15 protein-coding genes are annotated in these 16,626 nt (G+C 37.3%); 3 read left to right on the top strand and 12 right to left on the bottom strand.

All coding sequences use genetic code 11. The features are described 5' to 3' along the window. Positions 1 to 80 precede the first annotated feature (80 nt). The 6 genes from Q5760_RS12200 to Q5760_RS12175 form a co-directional block, all read right to left on the bottom strand. Positions 81 to 1,577 (bottom strand): aldehyde dehydrogenase family protein, encoded by a 1,497-nt coding sequence (locus Q5760_RS12200; protein WP_428912424.1) that lies wholly within the window; start codon positions 1,575 to 1,577, stop codon positions 81 to 83. 48 nt (positions 1,578 to 1,625) lie between these two features. After that, positions 1,626 to 2,600: a PDR/VanB family oxidoreductase gene (locus tag Q5760_RS12195; protein WP_428912423.1), complete on the bottom strand. Its 975-nt coding sequence runs from the start codon at positions 2,598 to 2,600 to the stop codon at positions 1,626 to 1,628. Positions 2,601 to 2,631: 31 nt separating this feature from the next. Next, positions 2,632 to 3,144 (bottom strand): hypothetical protein, encoded by a 513-nt coding sequence (locus tag Q5760_RS12190; protein WP_428912422.1) that lies wholly within the window; start codon positions 3,142 to 3,144, stop codon positions 2,632 to 2,634. An 18-nt stretch (positions 3,145 to 3,162) separates the two neighbouring features. Continuing rightward, positions 3,163 to 4,149: a heme-dependent oxidative N-demethylase family protein gene (locus tag Q5760_RS12185; RefSeq protein WP_428912421.1), complete on the bottom strand. Its 987-nt coding sequence runs from the start codon at positions 4,147 to 4,149 to the stop codon at positions 3,163 to 3,165. Between the two features lie 139 nt (positions 4,150 to 4,288). Then, on the bottom strand, positions 4,289 to 5,719 hold the full coding sequence (locus tag Q5760_RS12180; RefSeq protein WP_428912420.1) for a purine-cytosine permease family protein: 1,431 nt from the start codon (positions 5,717 to 5,719) through the stop codon (positions 4,289 to 4,291). Positions 5,720 to 5,746: 27 nt separating this feature from the next. Then, positions 5,747 to 5,950, bottom strand: coding sequence for a hypothetical protein (locus Q5760_RS12175; protein WP_428912419.1), 204 nt, complete (start codon positions 5,948 to 5,950; stop codon positions 5,747 to 5,749). A gap of 197 nt (positions 5,951 to 6,147) precedes the next feature. On the opposite strand from Q5760_RS12175, the gene Q5760_RS12170 reads away from it, so the two are divergent. Then, positions 6,148 to 7,995, top strand: coding sequence for a sigma-54 interaction domain-containing protein (locus Q5760_RS12170; RefSeq protein ID WP_428912563.1), 1,848 nt, complete (start codon positions 6,148 to 6,150; stop codon positions 7,993 to 7,995). A 310-nt stretch (positions 7,996 to 8,305) separates the two neighbouring features. Beyond that, on the top strand, positions 8,306 to 9,568 hold the full coding sequence (locus Q5760_RS12165) for an ATP-binding protein (RefSeq protein WP_428912418.1): 1,263 nt from the start codon (positions 8,306 to 8,308) through the stop codon (positions 9,566 to 9,568). 181 nt (positions 9,569 to 9,749) lie between these two features. Here Q5760_RS12165 and Q5760_RS12160 read toward each other — a convergent pair whose 3' ends face one another. The 4 genes from Q5760_RS12160 to Q5760_RS12145 form a co-directional block, all read right to left on the bottom strand. Further along, positions 9,750 to 10,673 (bottom strand): DMT family transporter, encoded by a 924-nt coding sequence (locus Q5760_RS12160; protein ID WP_428912417.1) that lies wholly within the window; start codon positions 10,671 to 10,673, stop codon positions 9,750 to 9,752. Positions 10,674 to 11,017: 344 nt separating this feature from the next. Further along, positions 11,018 to 11,458 carry a YdhK family protein gene (locus Q5760_RS12155; protein ID WP_428912416.1) on the bottom strand — a complete coding sequence of 147 codons (441 nt, stop codon included), beginning with the start codon at positions 11,456 to 11,458 and terminating at the stop codon, positions 11,018 to 11,020. A gap of 307 nt (positions 11,459 to 11,765) precedes the next feature. After that, a complete protein-coding gene (locus Q5760_RS12150; protein WP_428912415.1) occupies positions 11,766 to 12,542 on the bottom strand; it encodes a TerC family protein in 777 nt (258 codons plus the stop codon). Positions 12,543 to 12,721: 179 nt separating this feature from the next. Next, positions 12,722 to 13,612: a LysR family transcriptional regulator gene (locus tag Q5760_RS12145; RefSeq protein ID WP_428912414.1), complete on the bottom strand. Its 891-nt coding sequence runs from the start codon at positions 13,610 to 13,612 to the stop codon at positions 12,722 to 12,724. A gap of 145 nt (positions 13,613 to 13,757) precedes the next feature. On the opposite strand from Q5760_RS12145, the gene Q5760_RS12140 reads away from it, so the two are divergent. Beyond that, positions 13,758 to 14,957, top strand: a complete 1,200-nt coding sequence (locus Q5760_RS12140) for an MFS transporter (RefSeq protein WP_428912413.1) — start codon at positions 13,758 to 13,760, stop codon at positions 14,955 to 14,957. 477 nt (positions 14,958 to 15,434) lie between these two features. Here Q5760_RS12140 and Q5760_RS12135 read toward each other — a convergent pair whose 3' ends face one another. Together Q5760_RS12135 and Q5760_RS12130 are read right to left on the bottom strand one after the other, a co-directional pair. Continuing rightward, positions 15,435 to 15,776, bottom strand: coding sequence for a zinc ribbon domain-containing protein YjdM (locus tag Q5760_RS12135; RefSeq protein WP_428912412.1), 342 nt, complete (start codon positions 15,774 to 15,776; stop codon positions 15,435 to 15,437). A gap of 417 nt (positions 15,777 to 16,193) precedes the next feature. Continuing rightward, positions 16,194 to 16,562, bottom strand: a complete 369-nt coding sequence (locus tag Q5760_RS12130) for a hypothetical protein (protein WP_428912411.1) — start codon at positions 16,560 to 16,562, stop codon at positions 16,194 to 16,196. Between the last annotated feature and the right edge of the window lie 64 nt (positions 16,563 to 16,626).

The following is a 16,626-nucleotide window of genomic DNA, read 5'->3' as shown; positions in this document are numbered from 1 at the left end:
GAAGGAGCACTTGAATCGATCCTGTGTTCATTCCTTTTTTGAAAAATAAGGGGGAAGGAGGAGCTCCCCCCTCATTTCACTTATTTATCATCTGAAAACCAGCCTGTTGGCTCAACAACCATGTTGATGTTAATTTGTTTGACTTCTTGGAATTCATCTAAGCCGTAGGTTCCAAGACTTGAACCGATTCCGCTCTGTTTGTAGCCATGCCATGGAGCTTCGTTATAAGTTGGACCAAACGTATTGATCCACGTGATGCCCGCACGTACTTCTTTAATGACGCGCAATGCTTTTGCCCCATCTGATGTAAATACACCACCGGCAAGACCATAGACCGTATCATTTGCTAGTTTAATAGCCTCTGCCTCGTCTTTGAACTTTTGAATAACGGCAACTGGACCGAAAATTTCTTCCTGAACAATCCGCATATCAGGAGTAACATCTGTGAATGCAGTTGGTTCAATAAAGAACCCTTTGTCTAACCCGTTTTCAGTTATACGATTTCCACCGCAAGCAAGTGTAGCGCCTTCGTTTTTTCCGATTTCAATATATTCAAGAATTGTATTTAGCTGCGCTTCGCTAACAATTGCCCCCATTTCGGAACCCTCTTCTAAACCTGGTCCGACTTGAATATTTTTGGCACGTCTGACAAACTCTGTAACGAATTGGTCATAAATGCTTTCCTCCACAATGATACGGCTTCCGGCAGAACATACTTGACCGGATCCATAGAATATACCCAATAATGCATGATCAACAGCCGCATCAAAATCCGCATCTGCAAAGATAATATTTGGTGACTTTCCGCCAAGTTCGAGAGAAATTTTCTTCAAATTGCCAGCAGCACTACGCATGATGCTTCTTCCCACTTCTGTGCTTCCAGTAAATGAAACCATATCCACATCATTACTTGAGGCAATCACATCCCCAACAACAGAGCCCTTTCCTAACACTAAATTTACGACGCCTTTTGGAACGCCCACTTCTTCAATGATTTCAATTAATTTCATCGCTGTTACCGGTGTGACTTCAGCAGGTTTGTAGACAATTGTATTCCCAGCCGCTAATGCTGGAGCAAATTTCCAAACACTCATGAGGAATGGGAAATTCCAAGGAACAATCAGACCTGTAACCCCTACAGGCTCCCGAACCACCATCGCTTGAACAGGTTCGCCAACATGATACGTTTCTCCATCAGGAGTACGAATCAGCCCGGCATAATAACGGAAACAAGATGCTGCATCACTGATATCAGCGTCAGCTTCTGCCCTAATTTTTCCATTATCCTTAACTTCCAATTCAACTAGTTCATCATGCTTTTCATCAATTTTATCGGCTATTTTCAAAAGAAAATTTGCTCGCTCTTCAGCACTTAATTTCGACCAAACTCCGCTTTCAAACGCTGCTTTCGCTGCTCCAATGGCTTCTTCCGCTTCCTCAACAGTTGCTCTTGGAGCGATCGCAATTAATTCACCGTTTGCTGGGTTAATTACTTTATTTGTATCCGGATTACTGGAAAATCTCCATTCACCATTAATATACATTTTCAATTCTAATACTCCCGTAGTTGTTGACATGACTATTCCTCCTATTATTTAAGTTTATGAATTTATTAAATGAAGTTTTTACAGATTTAGAACAAGCTCTTGTTGGGTTTCCTTTGCTCTCGAGCAACAAGTTAAAATAACGTTTTTCTTCCCTCTTTCTTCATCCTTATAGAAGTGATCTCGGTGATCCACTTCACCTTCAACCAGCTGTACTTCACAGCTTCCACAGCCACCTACTCTACAAGAATACGGGGCGGAAACCCCAGCTTTTAATAAGGCTTCTAATAAGGTTTCTTCTTCCGAAACCGCAACCTCCTTATTACTGTTTGCTAGTTTTACAACAAACGAATTTCTCGGGCCATCATCAGCTGCAGCAAACAGTTCAAAGTGAATCGTATGACTAGGATATCCGTAAGATTCAGCAGCATCCCTGAATTCTTTGACCATTGAAATCGGACCACAGAAATACACATGTGAACCAATCCGATGCTCCCCCATTGTAACCGGTGACATTTTATTCGGTTTTTCTGATCTTGAAAAATAGAAGTGGCATTTACCCGGATACTTCGCATTCAAGGTATCGTAAAAAGCACATTCTTCTTTCGTTCTCGCCGCATAGTGTAATTCAAATGATTTCCCTTCTGCTGATAAATCTTCCATCATCGTTAAAAATGGAGTAATCCCAATTCCAGCCGCATAAAAGACGTGATGTTTGACCCCATGGAAAGCGAGTGGAAAATGGTTTTTCGGCCAACTGATTTCTAACCTATCTCCGACTTTCATGTTTTCATGCCAATAGACGGAGCCACCACGAGATTGTTCATCCTTTCGAATCGCAATCTCATAACGAGTTCGATCCGTTGGATGACTAACGAGAGAATAGTTTCTTTCAATCATTTGGTCTCCATTTTTTACATATGTGACAATATGTGAACCACCGGTAAAGGCTGGCAGTAATTCGTCCTCAACTGGATATAAGCGGAAGCGCTTTACATAATCCGTTTCTTGGATAATTTCACCTACATATACATCTATTTTCAAAAATGATATCACTGTTATCACTCCTATCTTAGAAATTCAAAATCTATTTATTTAATAAAGCCATTGCAGGATTGTAAGGGTAGCCAATGTAGCCTTTACGCTCTTTCGAGAAGAATGGCCCCACTTCTAAGTCAATTTGGCAATGATAACAAGTTGTATCTGTTACCTCGGGTTCAATTTCTTGGAGATGGTAACATTTGATGCAATACAGATGCTTTCTCTTTTTACCCGTGATTTTCGTTTGGATTTCATCTTCTGAAAAACCAGCCTCAACTGCCTCAGTGAAAATTAGTACCGCATCGTCCCATTTCGCTGAAATATAAAGCTGCGTTCCCATCGTTTGGCAATTTAGAATCTCGCTAATACGATCGAGATTTAATTCACCGTTTACTTCCACTAATTCAAATTCTTTTCTACCACTGATTTGAAAAATAAACTCATCTTCATTGGATACGGTAGAAATAATCAAGCATTTTCTCCGATCTACTCTTAACGTAAATTCTTCTACGAGCGTTTCAGATTTATCGTATAATACCGGACTACTGTAAGTTGCCATTCTCCATCCCTCCTATTTTTATCGATTTGCCGCTTTGGTTTGTTCCAACAGATTTTTCAAATATTCTAAAGTTGGTTCAATAAATGGTGTAAACCCTTTATAATCAGCCATTGGCTTCGGAATATCTGAAAGGATAAAATAGGTTTGCTCCAACCATTCTGGCTTTAAGGCCAAATCTTCCATTGGTAGGAATTGAGTATTTAAGTTAAATAGAATTGCATTGCTTCTTGGCATCCGATAGAATTTCTGTTCTTCTACACGAAATCTTACAAGTTTCCCAGCATTTTCAGGAGTTATTAGCGAACGTGTTGGTCCCCATTGATCAAACGTTTCGTAGTTAACATCCCAGCGGTCTGCCATCAAGTTCCAATTAATCCTTGTCCATGGTTCACCTGGTAACACATTACGAATTAAGAAATCACGAACTCGTTGCGCTAACGGGACACCTGTGCGTGATACAAATGGAACAGGGCCATGAATCTCATCAAATGACATCCCCTTATTCCAATGTGGTGAAAAAAGAGCTCCATAAGATTGTTGTGCAACTTCTAAATAAAGATTGTCATCTCGATGAACCATTAAGACATAGTCAGGTGTAAAATGACGGCCAATTAAATCAAGTGGCTCAAGCTCGATGCTCGATGCATCCCCAAAGATGAACGATTCAGTTTCATTTAAAATTAAATTATGAAAGGTCCATTGATTTCCTTTCTTTTCAACTTGGAAATATTCAGGATAAGCTTCAACTGCCATATCAAGAAGCATTTCAGCAACTTCCCATTGCATTTCCATCGTATGTGGATAGGATTGGAACCTTACTTCAGGCTGTTCATTAAGCATTTCTCTTTTTCTCTTTATTTGCTTTTCATATTCTGGTGTAATTTGGATGGCGTTAAATTGATCCTTTTCTAGTTTTCTCATATCATTTGAATAACGATAATTTGTTCCTTCTTTGATCGTGTGAAAAGGATATGGAAATAGGTCGAGATTAGTAGATTTATACATAATCGTTCCTCCTTTTGATTTTTATACTTGAATATATTGCAAGAACTGTGCCAACTTTAAAACATTGATTTTTACCGTTTTTGATTACTTTCTATTTTCTAAATATTCCGTCTATGAAATATTCTTTCACGATTGAAATTTAGACCGTATCGATTCCTTCTTCAACCGATTCGACTCTTATTTTCTCCCCTTCTCTATCAACACTGTAGGCAAAAAGATATTTTGCTGAGATATAATAAGTAATAAGTGATGCAAAATAAGCAGGAATCCCAGCTGAAATATATTGAAAAAGTCCGCTCGCTGTATCTAACAGTGGGTTGTATAACCCCCAATAAACAATTGTTCCTATTACAAGACTTGTAATGGCTGAAGGATTAATCCCATGCCAATACTGGTATCTTCCTTTCGTATTATAAAGATCATATAAGGAGATCTTTTGTTTTTTTACAAAAAAGAAGTCTGAAATAACGATTCCACCAGCAATTGACATAATATACGCAATCACTGTCATAAATGAATTAAACGCATTATAGAAGGTTGAGCTTAATAGGAAGAAGATCGTTGGAACGGTTGTTAGCATTGCGAATAGCCAAGACTTCTTTGGAAAAATTGTTTTTAAACTAATCACTTGAGAATACATTAAAAAGATCGCCGCCGTTAAATTCCCTAGTGTCAGCAAGATTAGCCCAATTAATCCTAACCACGGTCCTGCAATCGCCATCATCCATTCTGTCGGATTTTGGGTACCTACCACTAATGTCGTTAATGCTCCTAATACAACAGCGATATTGAGTAGGATTCCGTAGCTGAAAAACGTTGCTTTGTAAGCTGCTTTTTCAGTTTTTACTAAGCGGGCATATTGTCCAAGATATGGAAGCCATGAAAATCCTAGCCCTACATTTAACTCCAAGGCGGTCATTAATGAGCGCGAATACTCTTCATATGGTTCGGGAGGAGTTAAAGCTAGAATGTTATCAAAGCCTTGCCCGACTACGATCATGATGAGTAAGCCAACTAATACAACTGCAATGGCTGGGACCCCAATCCAATTAAATTTACGAATCGCCAATGGACCTTTGAACGTGACGATGAAGGCGATGATAAATAGTAGAATCGCAAAAAATGGAACCCCAGTCGTGCTTGATGTGAAGAAGGCTGGCAAACTAGCAAAGCCTAATATTTTCACAATCGCTTCCCCTGCCATAAACAGAGCAACAGCCGTATAACCAAGCGTTAAGATCGCAAAAACAAAATAGAAGATTTTTGCCCCTAAGTAACCGAATGAACTTCTAAACCCAATAAAAGTATCAATACCATACCGGGCAAAATAAATCGTAATCGGGACAATTAATAAAATCGGAAATGCTTCCCCAAAAAGAATCGCCCCCATTCCATCCCGTGCATCAACCATTAGGCCTGTATATGCCCCTGTAAGAATTGCGATACAAGAAATCCCAATCCCCACTTGAATTAATATTAGATCCCACATTCCAAAAACACGATCGTTCTTTGACGCCGGGAGAAATCCAAACGCTACATCCTTTGAAATTGAAGCATTTTCCTTACTCATACGATACCTCCATTATTTTTTCGTTCTTTAGGTTAAAACAATATAAGCTAAAAATAACGTAATCAATCCAACAATAATGATAGAGCCGAAAGTGTCTGAGAACTTAATTTTTTCAACGACAGAATCATTCTCTTCATAATCTTTAATTCGGTTATAAAGATCTGAGTACATTTCTTTAATAAAAGGATCATTTGATTCCATATTTTCTTGGATATAATCTCCTTTGTTCAAGTCGATCCCTCCTTTCTAAGAAAGTGATAGTGATAGAAATGCAATTATCGTGCCAAAATTAGAATATTCAGAAAACAAATGTTTATAACATATTTCGACTTCCCGTTAATTCATAATTGAAATTTTCATACAATTATGAAATAATTTATTCAATAATCCTAATTTTCAAAATTTTAAATTAAGGAAGTGTGATTTTGGTGAAAACGCTCATTCTATCTAACGACCATCTGCTGCAAGCTTTTCAATCAAGTCTACAATTTATTTATGAGGAAATCCTAGTAACCAATGAAAACGGAATGATTTTATACCAAAGTGGAGAACTGAAAAACTTTTGGTCCACAGATGGGATTATTGGAAGGGTGATTACAGAAATAGAGGAAATTTCATGTTTTGGCGATTCTACTTTACAACTATTAAAAAGAGAGATTCGTTCTCTTGCATTAAAGGCTTGGAATGGCAGTCAAATATTAATAGCTGTTTTTCCAGTCACGGGACTTAATGATGACCTACTCGTATGGGGGCTTAAAAACATTTCCGACCCTTTAATAGAACCCATTGAGATAACCGATGGCCCAGTTGGGAACCCAGATCCATCTATTGTTGTCCATAGTCCAGAAATGAAAGAGGTACTTGGCACCATCGAAATGGTATCAAAAGTTCCCACAACCGTATTGTTATTAGGAGAATCAGGTGTCGGAAAAGAAATGATCGCTAAACAAATTCATCAATTAGGAAATAGAAAAACTCAACCATTCATTGCTGTTAACTGTGGGGCCATTCCAAAAAATCTTTTGGAAAGTGAATTATTCGGATATGTCGGTGGGGCCTTTAGTGGTGCCAACAAAAACGGTTCTCTAGGAAAATTTCAATTAGCAGATGGAGGCATTATTTTTCTTGATGAAATTGCCGAAATGCCCCTGAGCTCTCAAGTCAAGTTACTCCGAATTTTACAAGAAAAAGAGGTAACTCCCCTTGGAGGCACACAACCTATTCATATTGATGTTCAAATTATCGCAGCAACGAATAAGTCGTTAGAAAACATGGTTAAAGAGGGAAAATTTCGAGAGGACTTATATTATCGTTTAAATGTAGTACCCATTGAAATTCCTTCATTAAGAGAAAGAATTGAGGAAATTCCTTACTTTGTCTATCATTTCGTCGCAAAGTATAATGCGTTATACCATCGAAATATTACGATTTTACCAGATGCCGTGGATTTATTTTGCATATATGATTGGCCAGGAAATGTACGGCAATTAGAGAATACGATTGAACGAATTGTTGTGACTAGTAAAGAATTAAATGTAGACGCCAAACTCGTATACCCTTACATTCCATGGAAGAAGCCTATACATAAGGAACTACCAGTCATTCATCACATTATGCCTCTTCAAGAAGCTGTTGATATGATTGAAGAACAATTAATTACAATGACAATGGAAAAATATAAATCGGTTAAACTAGCAGCAAAAGTTCTAGATGTTAGCCAACCGACGATGAGCAGGAAATACAAAAAAATTCGTGAAAAGCTCCAACAAGAGACCAGCTCCCCATCAAGCAAACGAAAAATTTTAGAAGATCATTTAAATAAACAATTACGCTCCATGGCGATTATGACATCAGCCACTATCCTTCCAGAAGACATCTCTGAACTAGTGAGTCACCCTGGTTCAACATCGCATCCTACGTTTAAAAAGGTACAAGAAAGGTTAACGAAAATACGAGAACAAGAAGGAATTATCGAATGGGTCTATATTTTTAAAGCACTAGATAATAAACTATTGCTAACTATCGCAGCCGACGAAGGCTTTCCAATTCCACCTGGAGTCCTATATGACGGTCCCCCTGAAATTATGGAGGTCGCCTTAGGTGCAATGAATGGAAAAGCCGGTGTCACCCCACTATATAAAGATATATATGGAGAATGGAAATCGAGCTTTGCCCCTATAATGGATTCTAGCGGAAAAGTCCTAGCTATCATTGCCTTTGACCATAGTCGAGAATATATCGAAACTGAATTGAAGAGGATTGAAAACACGTTGTGAAAACGTAGGTGTTATTCCAGTGAAATTTAGGAAACATAGAATACGTGGGGGCGGGATGGTACCGACCCCCTTTTTTGGGAAGAATTCCAAGACACTTAAACTAAAACTATGTTCATTGCCTATTGAACCAAGCATCCATTCTTGTTTGTATTGCATCCATTGGTATATCCTTTTAGGTTTAAACAATCCTATAAGTTTAGACGTTATGTAAATCCTTCACTAGATATTTTCTACATTTACCACTAGTATAAATATTTAAATCTTGCTATTATCAAATTATCTAATTTATAAATTAAGGAAACGACTTCTTATGGATTTTGTCACGAAAGATCTACTCATCAGTTTTTTATTTATATTACTGGCTCTCTGTCTCTTACAAATCCTCTATATGGCTACCTATGTCTACCAGGCTAAAGAACTACAGAATTGGAAAATCGCTTTGTTCCCAATTGTTTCGCTTGTGTTGTGTATGGTATTTCCGGTATATGCAACTGATAATAATATTTGGGACCTACGCTATATTCCGTTTATTTTAGGTGGTTTATATGGGGGTTATAAACTAGGTTTGATTCAATTAAGTATCCTTCTATTTACTCGTTTCTTAGTGGGAGGGGTCGGATTTTATGCTGCAGCGACTGCGTCTATTATCATCGGGATTTCCATCTACTTCCTTTCTAAACCTTATTTAAACATGAAATTGAAGAATAAACTTCTCCTTTCATGCACATTATTGGTTATGGGCATTACCGTCTCTCAAACAATGGCATCGCTTTTAAATTCAGACATTTTGCCTATGCGATATCTCGTGGAATATTATAGTATTAATATTTTTGGAATCATCATTGTAACAATCCTTTGGGAAGGAATTCGCACCTACTCTAGTTTATTGCAAAACTTGATCAAGGCAGAAAAAATAAAAACGGTTAGCCACTTGGCAGCTAGTATTTCCCATGAAGTTCGAAATCCCCTCACGACAAGCAGAGGTTTTATTCAATTATTATCTGAAGATATTTCCCCTGAAAAGCGAGGAGAATTTGTCAACATCGCTTTAAATGAAATTGATCGGGCAACCAACATCATCAATGATTATTTAACGTTTGCTAAGCCGACCATTGAAAAAAAGGAAGAAATTAATATTCAAGAAGAAATTGAACAAGCAGTCAATGTGATTTCTCCGTTAGCAAACATGCACGGCGTCGGGATCACACAAAATATACAGAAACCAGAACATCATCAATTTATTACGATGGGCGAACGAAAAAAGTTCCAACAATGTTTGATCAATATGGTGAAAAATGGGATTGAATCAATGCAATCCCATGGCGGTAACCTTCATATTGACTTATCTAGTTTTCAAAATACCATCCAAATTGACATACAGGACCAAGGTCTTGGAATGTCACAAGAACAAATAAATCGTCTCGGTCAACCCTATTTCACAACAAAAGAAAAAGGAACCGGACTTGGCATGATGGTTTCCTATAGCATCATCAAAGGAATGAATGGAAAGATCGAAGTAAAGAGTGAACTTGGAAAAGGGACATGTTTTAGGATTATTCTTTCAAAAGAATAAAAAAGTTCAGAGGGAACTTTCATCAAAATCAATTCATAATGATCCAGCAATAAAAAGCAGGCAGAACCTATATGCATAGGATATCGCCTGCTTTTGTTTTTAATAGAAACATCAAAACTTGATTATCGTATTTAAAAAAATAACCGTAAATCATCAAATTGGTAGATTTACGGTTATTTCATTAAACAGATTCTCGCTGGAGCATTTCAAAGTCTTTCGTTTTCTCTATTTTAGAGGTATCTTTACGATTAATCATATATATGCTAAGTAAAATCAACACTAATCCAACGAATAGAGATAGTGTAAATGGTTCATTTAAGAAAATCGTTCCAAGTAATACAGCGATCAACGGTACCAGGAATGTAAAGGAACTGACTTTACTGGATTCACCAGAACGCATGAGTTTATTATATACGGCTGTAGCTCCTGTCACTCCTAACACGGCTCCAAATAAAAGAATAGATATAAATGTTAGATTCCATTGAATATCAGCCACATTCTCTACGCTAAGCCCAATCCCACTTAAAACGAGTCCGCCGATGATGTTTTGGATCGCAACAAGCCATAATCCATTGACCAAACGGCTTGTCTTTTTCACATAAACCGTTCCAATTGCCCATCCTAAACCTGTGATAAAAGCTAATAGGATCCCATAAAAGGAAACGTGCCCAGATAATCCATCAAAGCTGACCGCTACAACTCCTAGAAAACCAATGATCATTCCTACGATTTTCACAAGAGTCAATGATTCTTTTAGCCAAAGCCATGCCAATAAAACGACTAACACAGGCTGTAAGTAGACAATGACTGAAAACAAACCGGAAGGCAAAAATTGTAATCCGTACGTCTGCACCCCATTAAAAATCAAAATATTGAAGAAAGCAGCAATTACATAAATCGGCCATGTTTTCCTCCATTGGATTTCCTTCCATTTCGGCAGAAGAATTAGACTCAACAGCACCCCACCAAGCAATGTACGCATGCCAGCAAATAGAAATGGAGGTGTGTAATTTAATGCAACTTTATAGATCGGCCAAACTAACCCCCATGTTAATACAACAAAAGCAATTCCCCACATCGCTTTTGATCTAGACAACTTTCCCACCTAGGTCCCTTCTTTCGTAACAATCATTTTCTATTAAAAGATTGCTATCATTATATACGATATTTCGACAAAATGCCTAAAAATTGCCTGTACGTGAGATTCTATTAAGCTTTTTCTTGTAAAAATGAAGGATTCAAGCTCAAAAACACTCAGCCATATGCTTAAAGGACTAATTAATAAATGTAGAGAGATAAAAGGACATAACAAATGTTAATAAGTTACGTCCATTCAATCTTCTTTATTTTGCCCATACGTTTTCTTAAATTATCCTGTAAAGTCATCCGTTTATATAGGGTTTACTTTATGAGACGTTCATTATAAACTTAGTGCTAATTTGGTATTTATTACTGAGCCGAAAGTTCACTCTCTATAACCCACTTATGATTTTTAACGATCGGACCACCAGTAGTCGGAATGTAATCAATCATATAAACCGATGTTTGTACTGCTGAATCAATGATTGCTTTTGCACCCATCATACCTTCCATGTGGTTGGCTTCTAGAGTAACTTCCGTTCCAGGTTGGAGCGTTTTATTACCCGCATTTTTAATTTCTTCTTGGATCACCCACTTATGATTTTTAACGATTGGTCCCCCAGAAGTCGGTTTGGAGGTAACAACATATGCTGTTGTATCATAAGCACCAACAACGGTTGCTTTTGCACCATACATCCCCTTCATGTGGTGCGCTTTAACAATTACTTGACTTCCCACTTTATAAGTAGGATTTTTTGCATCTTTTAACTCTTTAGGGACATGTGCAGAACTAGAATGCATGTCGTCCATTTGTATTTATATTGAGACTATTTTGATTAGTACCGTTTGTCCATGCGGCTAACATTAGCACGAATAGCAGCATTAAAATCCCCGTTATCAATTTTTTATTTTTGATGATATCCTCCTAAAAACATGGTTTATGTACATTTATATATTTTCCTCACGCTTTATTAATTATTTATAAGTTTATAGAATGAATAAATTAGATCTCACAAAACAGATTTGCTCTTTTAACACACAACAATGGACTGCTAAAACACAGTCCATTGTTGCTATATTTTTGCGTCAACCATAGAATACGATAAAAAACAGTTTATTACATGATCGGATTTTTATGAATGGATTTATTACCCGGTGCAAACCATCCAATGAGCACGATACCGACTAATACCCCATAGAAGATGAGGGTCCAAGTCGTGCTATGTGGAAAGTCATGGTTTAACACACCAATATCTTCATGGGCTAGCGTAATGACAGCAAGTTTAACGCCTACCCAAGCAACAATGGCATAGGCGGTTGTTTCTAAAGCTGGTCGTTTTTCAAGAAGTTGCACAAACCAGGTTGCGGCAAATTTAATTAAAATAAGCCCTGCAATTCCTCCTAGTAGAACTACAATAAACTGCCCTCCGTCCATACCCCCAAAATTACCTAGTGGGGAGTCTGGTAATCCAAGTGCCAGGGCAACTGCAGCTAGAATCGAATCAATAGCAAAAGCTAGGTCAGCTAGTGCGATCTTTCCGGTTGTGACCCAGAACCCTTTACCTGCAGCTTCCTTTTCATTGTCTTTTCGTATCTTCTCATTATTTTTTCCAAAACGCGCCTGTATGACGTGTTTTAATCCCAGATATAGAAGATAGGCAGCGCCTATTGCCTGGATTTGCCAGACATTAGCAATAAATGAAATGGCAAAAAGGGCACCAAATCGGAACAGAAAGGCCATCATAATTCCGTAATTAATTGCTCTTTTTTTCTGTTTATCCGGCAAATGCTTGGCGATAACAGCTAGTACTAGTGCATTGTCGGCCGATAATAATCCTTCTAACCCGATTAGAATTAACAATGTCCAAGCATACTGTAGCCATAATGATTCCATCCACTTCTCTCCTCTCTAAATCGAAAATCATGTAAATGGACTGTAATCATAGAATTTCCCATAAACGTTAGACAATCCTGGTAAATAATGAAACGCAGGGACGGTTCTCGGGTTTCACTCCCTGCTTAATCCAACGGGTTCGAGTTCTAACGTTCGATTAAATTGCCAACTAGGAAACGCTAGAACCGTCCCGCTGTTTCACGAAAGAGTTCTTTTGTGATTTCGATAAATACTTGGACAGTACGTGAGGCTCCTTTTAATGAAGGCAAACCTAAAGCGATATGTCTATAAAGATTTGTTTCTAATGGTCGAACGTTTTCTTTTGGAAAGGATAGATTTTTCAATGAAAGTTCAGGTAGAATGAGTACCCCTAATCCTTCTTTGATCATCCCTAAAGATGTATTTAGGTTTGATGTATGATATTTCTCATTTATCGATATTTTTTCTTTCTTCATGAGATCGAGGATCGGAGCTTCATATCCGCCATTCGATACAATTAGCGGCTCTTTTCCCAATTCGATTAGACGTACCTGTTTATTTTGTAGCAATGGATGTCCATCAGGCAACATCACAAGATATCGATCCTTTACTAGAGGAATCGTATCTAATTCACGGCACGGCAAAACAACAAATCCAATATCAATTTCTCGTATGGACAACCATTCTTTGATCTCCTCGTGCGAACCCTCTTTAAACGTAATGGAAACATTCGGTCGCTTTTGTTGAAATGTTCGAATAATCTTTGGTAAAAAGTGAGCCGTTACACTAGGAAATGTCGCAATTCGAATCGTTCCTTTGACCAATCCTTTTTCTAGGGAGATTTCTTCGTCTATTTTTTCAAGGCTATTAAGGAGATTTCTTACTTGGACAAGAACACGTTTCCCTATATCTGTTACCATTAAATCTTTACCGCGCTCTCGAACTAATAAAGTCACTCCTAACTCTGTTTCTAGAGAGGAAATTGCATGACTAACCGCTGGCTGCGACATATGCAACTTTTGAGCAGCCTTGGTGAAGCTTCCCTCATCAATTACCTTTACAAAGATTTCAAATTGAGTAATGGTTGGCATAACTAATTACTTATCTCCTTCATAAAAAACATTCATTATATTTATCAATACTGGTATTGTATCATAAATATTACACTCGTCTTAAAACGATATCGTTCATTTCATACGATGTGTAAATTAGCGAATAAAAGGAGAGATTAGAAAATTGACTCGACCAAAGTTGTGGACAAAAGACTTCATTATGGTTTGTTTAACAAACTTACTTCTTAGTATGAACTATTTTTTACTTATGGTTATTTTTTCTGAGTATGCCGTAATCAAGTTCGATGCTCCCCAAAGTTTGGCCGGACTTGCATCAAGTATCTTTATTATCGGAACCCTTTGTTCCCGCCCATTAGCTGGGAAGTATCTGGATGTTATCGGAAGAAGAAAATTGCTTTACTCAGCTATTATTGTGTTTATCGTATCTACTGCTCTTTACTTAGTCATTGACAATTTAGCTTTGTTATTAGTTGACCGTTTTATTCATGGCGCAGCATTAGGGGTTGCTTCTACAGTCATTGCCACCGTTATGACAAGTTCAATTCCACATGAAAGAAGTGGAGAAGGAATTGGTTATTTCTCTATGAGTGTAACCATCGCGACAGCAATTGGACCGTTTATTGCACTGTTGATTGTTCAACAATTTGACTATAACATGGCATTTCTGTTGTGTGTTATTTTTGCCGTGATTGGATTGGTGCTTTCCTTAATTTTAAAGGTGGAAAATGTAAAATTGTCGAAAGAACAAGTGGAGGGCTTGAAAGGTTTCAAACTTAGTGATTTCTTTGAATTTACCGGTATTTCAATGGCTATATTAATGGTCGTACTGGGATTCGCCTATTCAAGTGTTCTTACATTCATTTCATCTTTTGCCAATGAGGTGAATTTAACAGAAGCCGCAAGTTTCTTTTTTATTGTATATGCAGTGTTCCTATTAGCATCTAGACCGATTACGGGGAAAAGATTTGATTTAAAAGGAGAAAATTCGGTTGTTTATCCATGTTTGATCTTATTTTTAGTCGGTTTGCTTTTCCTTAGTCAAGCTCAAAATGGCTTAATCCTTTTACTAGCGGGTGCTTTAATTGGGATTGGATATGGAACGACCATGTCTTCCGTTCAAACCATTATGATTAAAAAAGCACCGCCTCACCGTGTTGGATTAGCAAATTCAACATTCTTTGTTTCCTTTGATTTAGGTCTTGGGATTGGACCCTTTGTATTAGGATCCATCCTTCCATCATTAGGCTATCGAGGTATGTATATAAGCATGGCTGCCATTGTATTGTTAAGCATTGTTTACTACTTTTTCGCACATGGAAAAAAAGTTACACTTGTACAGGAAAATGTACAGACTGAAAAGTAATTGAAAAATGGTTCTCGCGTAAAGAATGGAAAAAGTCACTTGGAATATTAATTTATTTTGAACGATGAAACATCTTTCATGTCAACAAGTATGTGCAGTGAAACATGAGAACCGTCCCCTTGTTTCTATTCTTGCTTTAAATGAAACTATATTTCATTTTTAGACGTAAATTCTTTATAATAACTGAAATTTATTATAAAGGATTGGTCATATGATGGAATGGTTTGAAAAAAAGAAGCGAAAAACGAGAAAAAGGAAAAAGAATAGGCATGATTATACAGTTCTAGACTGTTTTTTAGACGTATTACTGTGGATACCTGAATTGCTTTTATTACCCTTTAGATTAATCTTTTGGCTATTTAGAGGAATTGGAAAATTAATGGATATCGTATAATGAGTTTGTTTATATGTAAACGATAAAAAGGACAGTCCATCGTTCATGGAGACTGTCCTTTTAACATTGCATCTATATCTTTTTCACATCTTTTTCACAAATTCAGATTTTAGTTTCACAGGTCCAAACCCATCAATTTTACAATCAATGTCATGGTCGCCTTCGACTAGGCGAATATTTTTTACTTTTGTACCTTGTTTTAAGACCGAAGAACTGCCTTTTACTTTCAGGTCTTTAATGACCGTAACAGCATCCCCATCGTTTAAAACATTTCCATTGGCATCTTTGATTACTTTTTCGTCCTCACCGTTTTCCTCGGCTTGATTGATTGCCCACTCATAGCTACATTCTGGGCAAATAAACAAAACCCCATCTTCGTATGTATATTCAGAATTACATTTTGGACAATTAGGTAAATGATTCATCGTTTCTTTCCTCCGCTTGTAAAAGTAGTATTACGTACCATACTACCCTATCTCTAAAAAATATCAATCGTTTTGAATATTTAAATATTATAAAGGTTTATAAATCGATAGACATGAACAAATTGTTTGTCTTTTTTCCCGTGAAGTAAATAGTACAGCCCTGAAGAGAACAGCACAACCATCCTATACTGATATAAAGGGTGCTGTAGTTGAACGTTGGAATAAAAAGTCCAAGGAGATTTGGACCAAATCCTATTCCTGCATCCAGAAAAATAAAGAATGTCGATGTTGCAAGTCCCATGATGAGGTGGTGTTAATTTAATGGCGATTGCCTATGTACATGATTGCATTTACCAAAACCTAATCCAATCAGGATTTCCAAATCGTTTTTTTAATAAACTATATCTTTTTGACTGTTTACAAAACTGAAACGCGAGAACCGTCCCCTTGTTTCAGTTTCTCAATTAGCTCATTTCCAAGTTCCACGCTTAATTCTGTCATTTGTTTGATTTCTTCTTTGGTGATGTTGTCGAGATGGGTACCACAGCAAATGGCAAAGTTCCCTTTAAAGTTTTTACGTAATTGTACTGCGATTTCTTCTGTGATATAAAATTCTTTATGGGTTTGAAGTTGGACCGTTTGAAGTGGTTCTAATCTAGCACCAGCAGTAATCGTTCCTAAATGGGGGCGATCCCCTCCCGAGATGAGGACGACTAAATCTTCTCCCATATAATAAGCATCAAGGGTTAAGGTAATCCGCCCCTGTATTTTTTCTAAATGGATCATGTTTTCTCACACCTTTAAGAAAATATCGAAACATGGGACCGTTAAAATCCATACGGACCTCATG

The sequence above is a fragment of the Niallia sp. Kr1 genome, from assembly GCF_050389805.1.
GTDB lineage: Bacteria > Bacillota > Bacilli > Bacillales > Cytobacillaceae > Bacillus_BD.
This window is presented reverse-complemented; position numbering and strand designations above follow the sequence as displayed.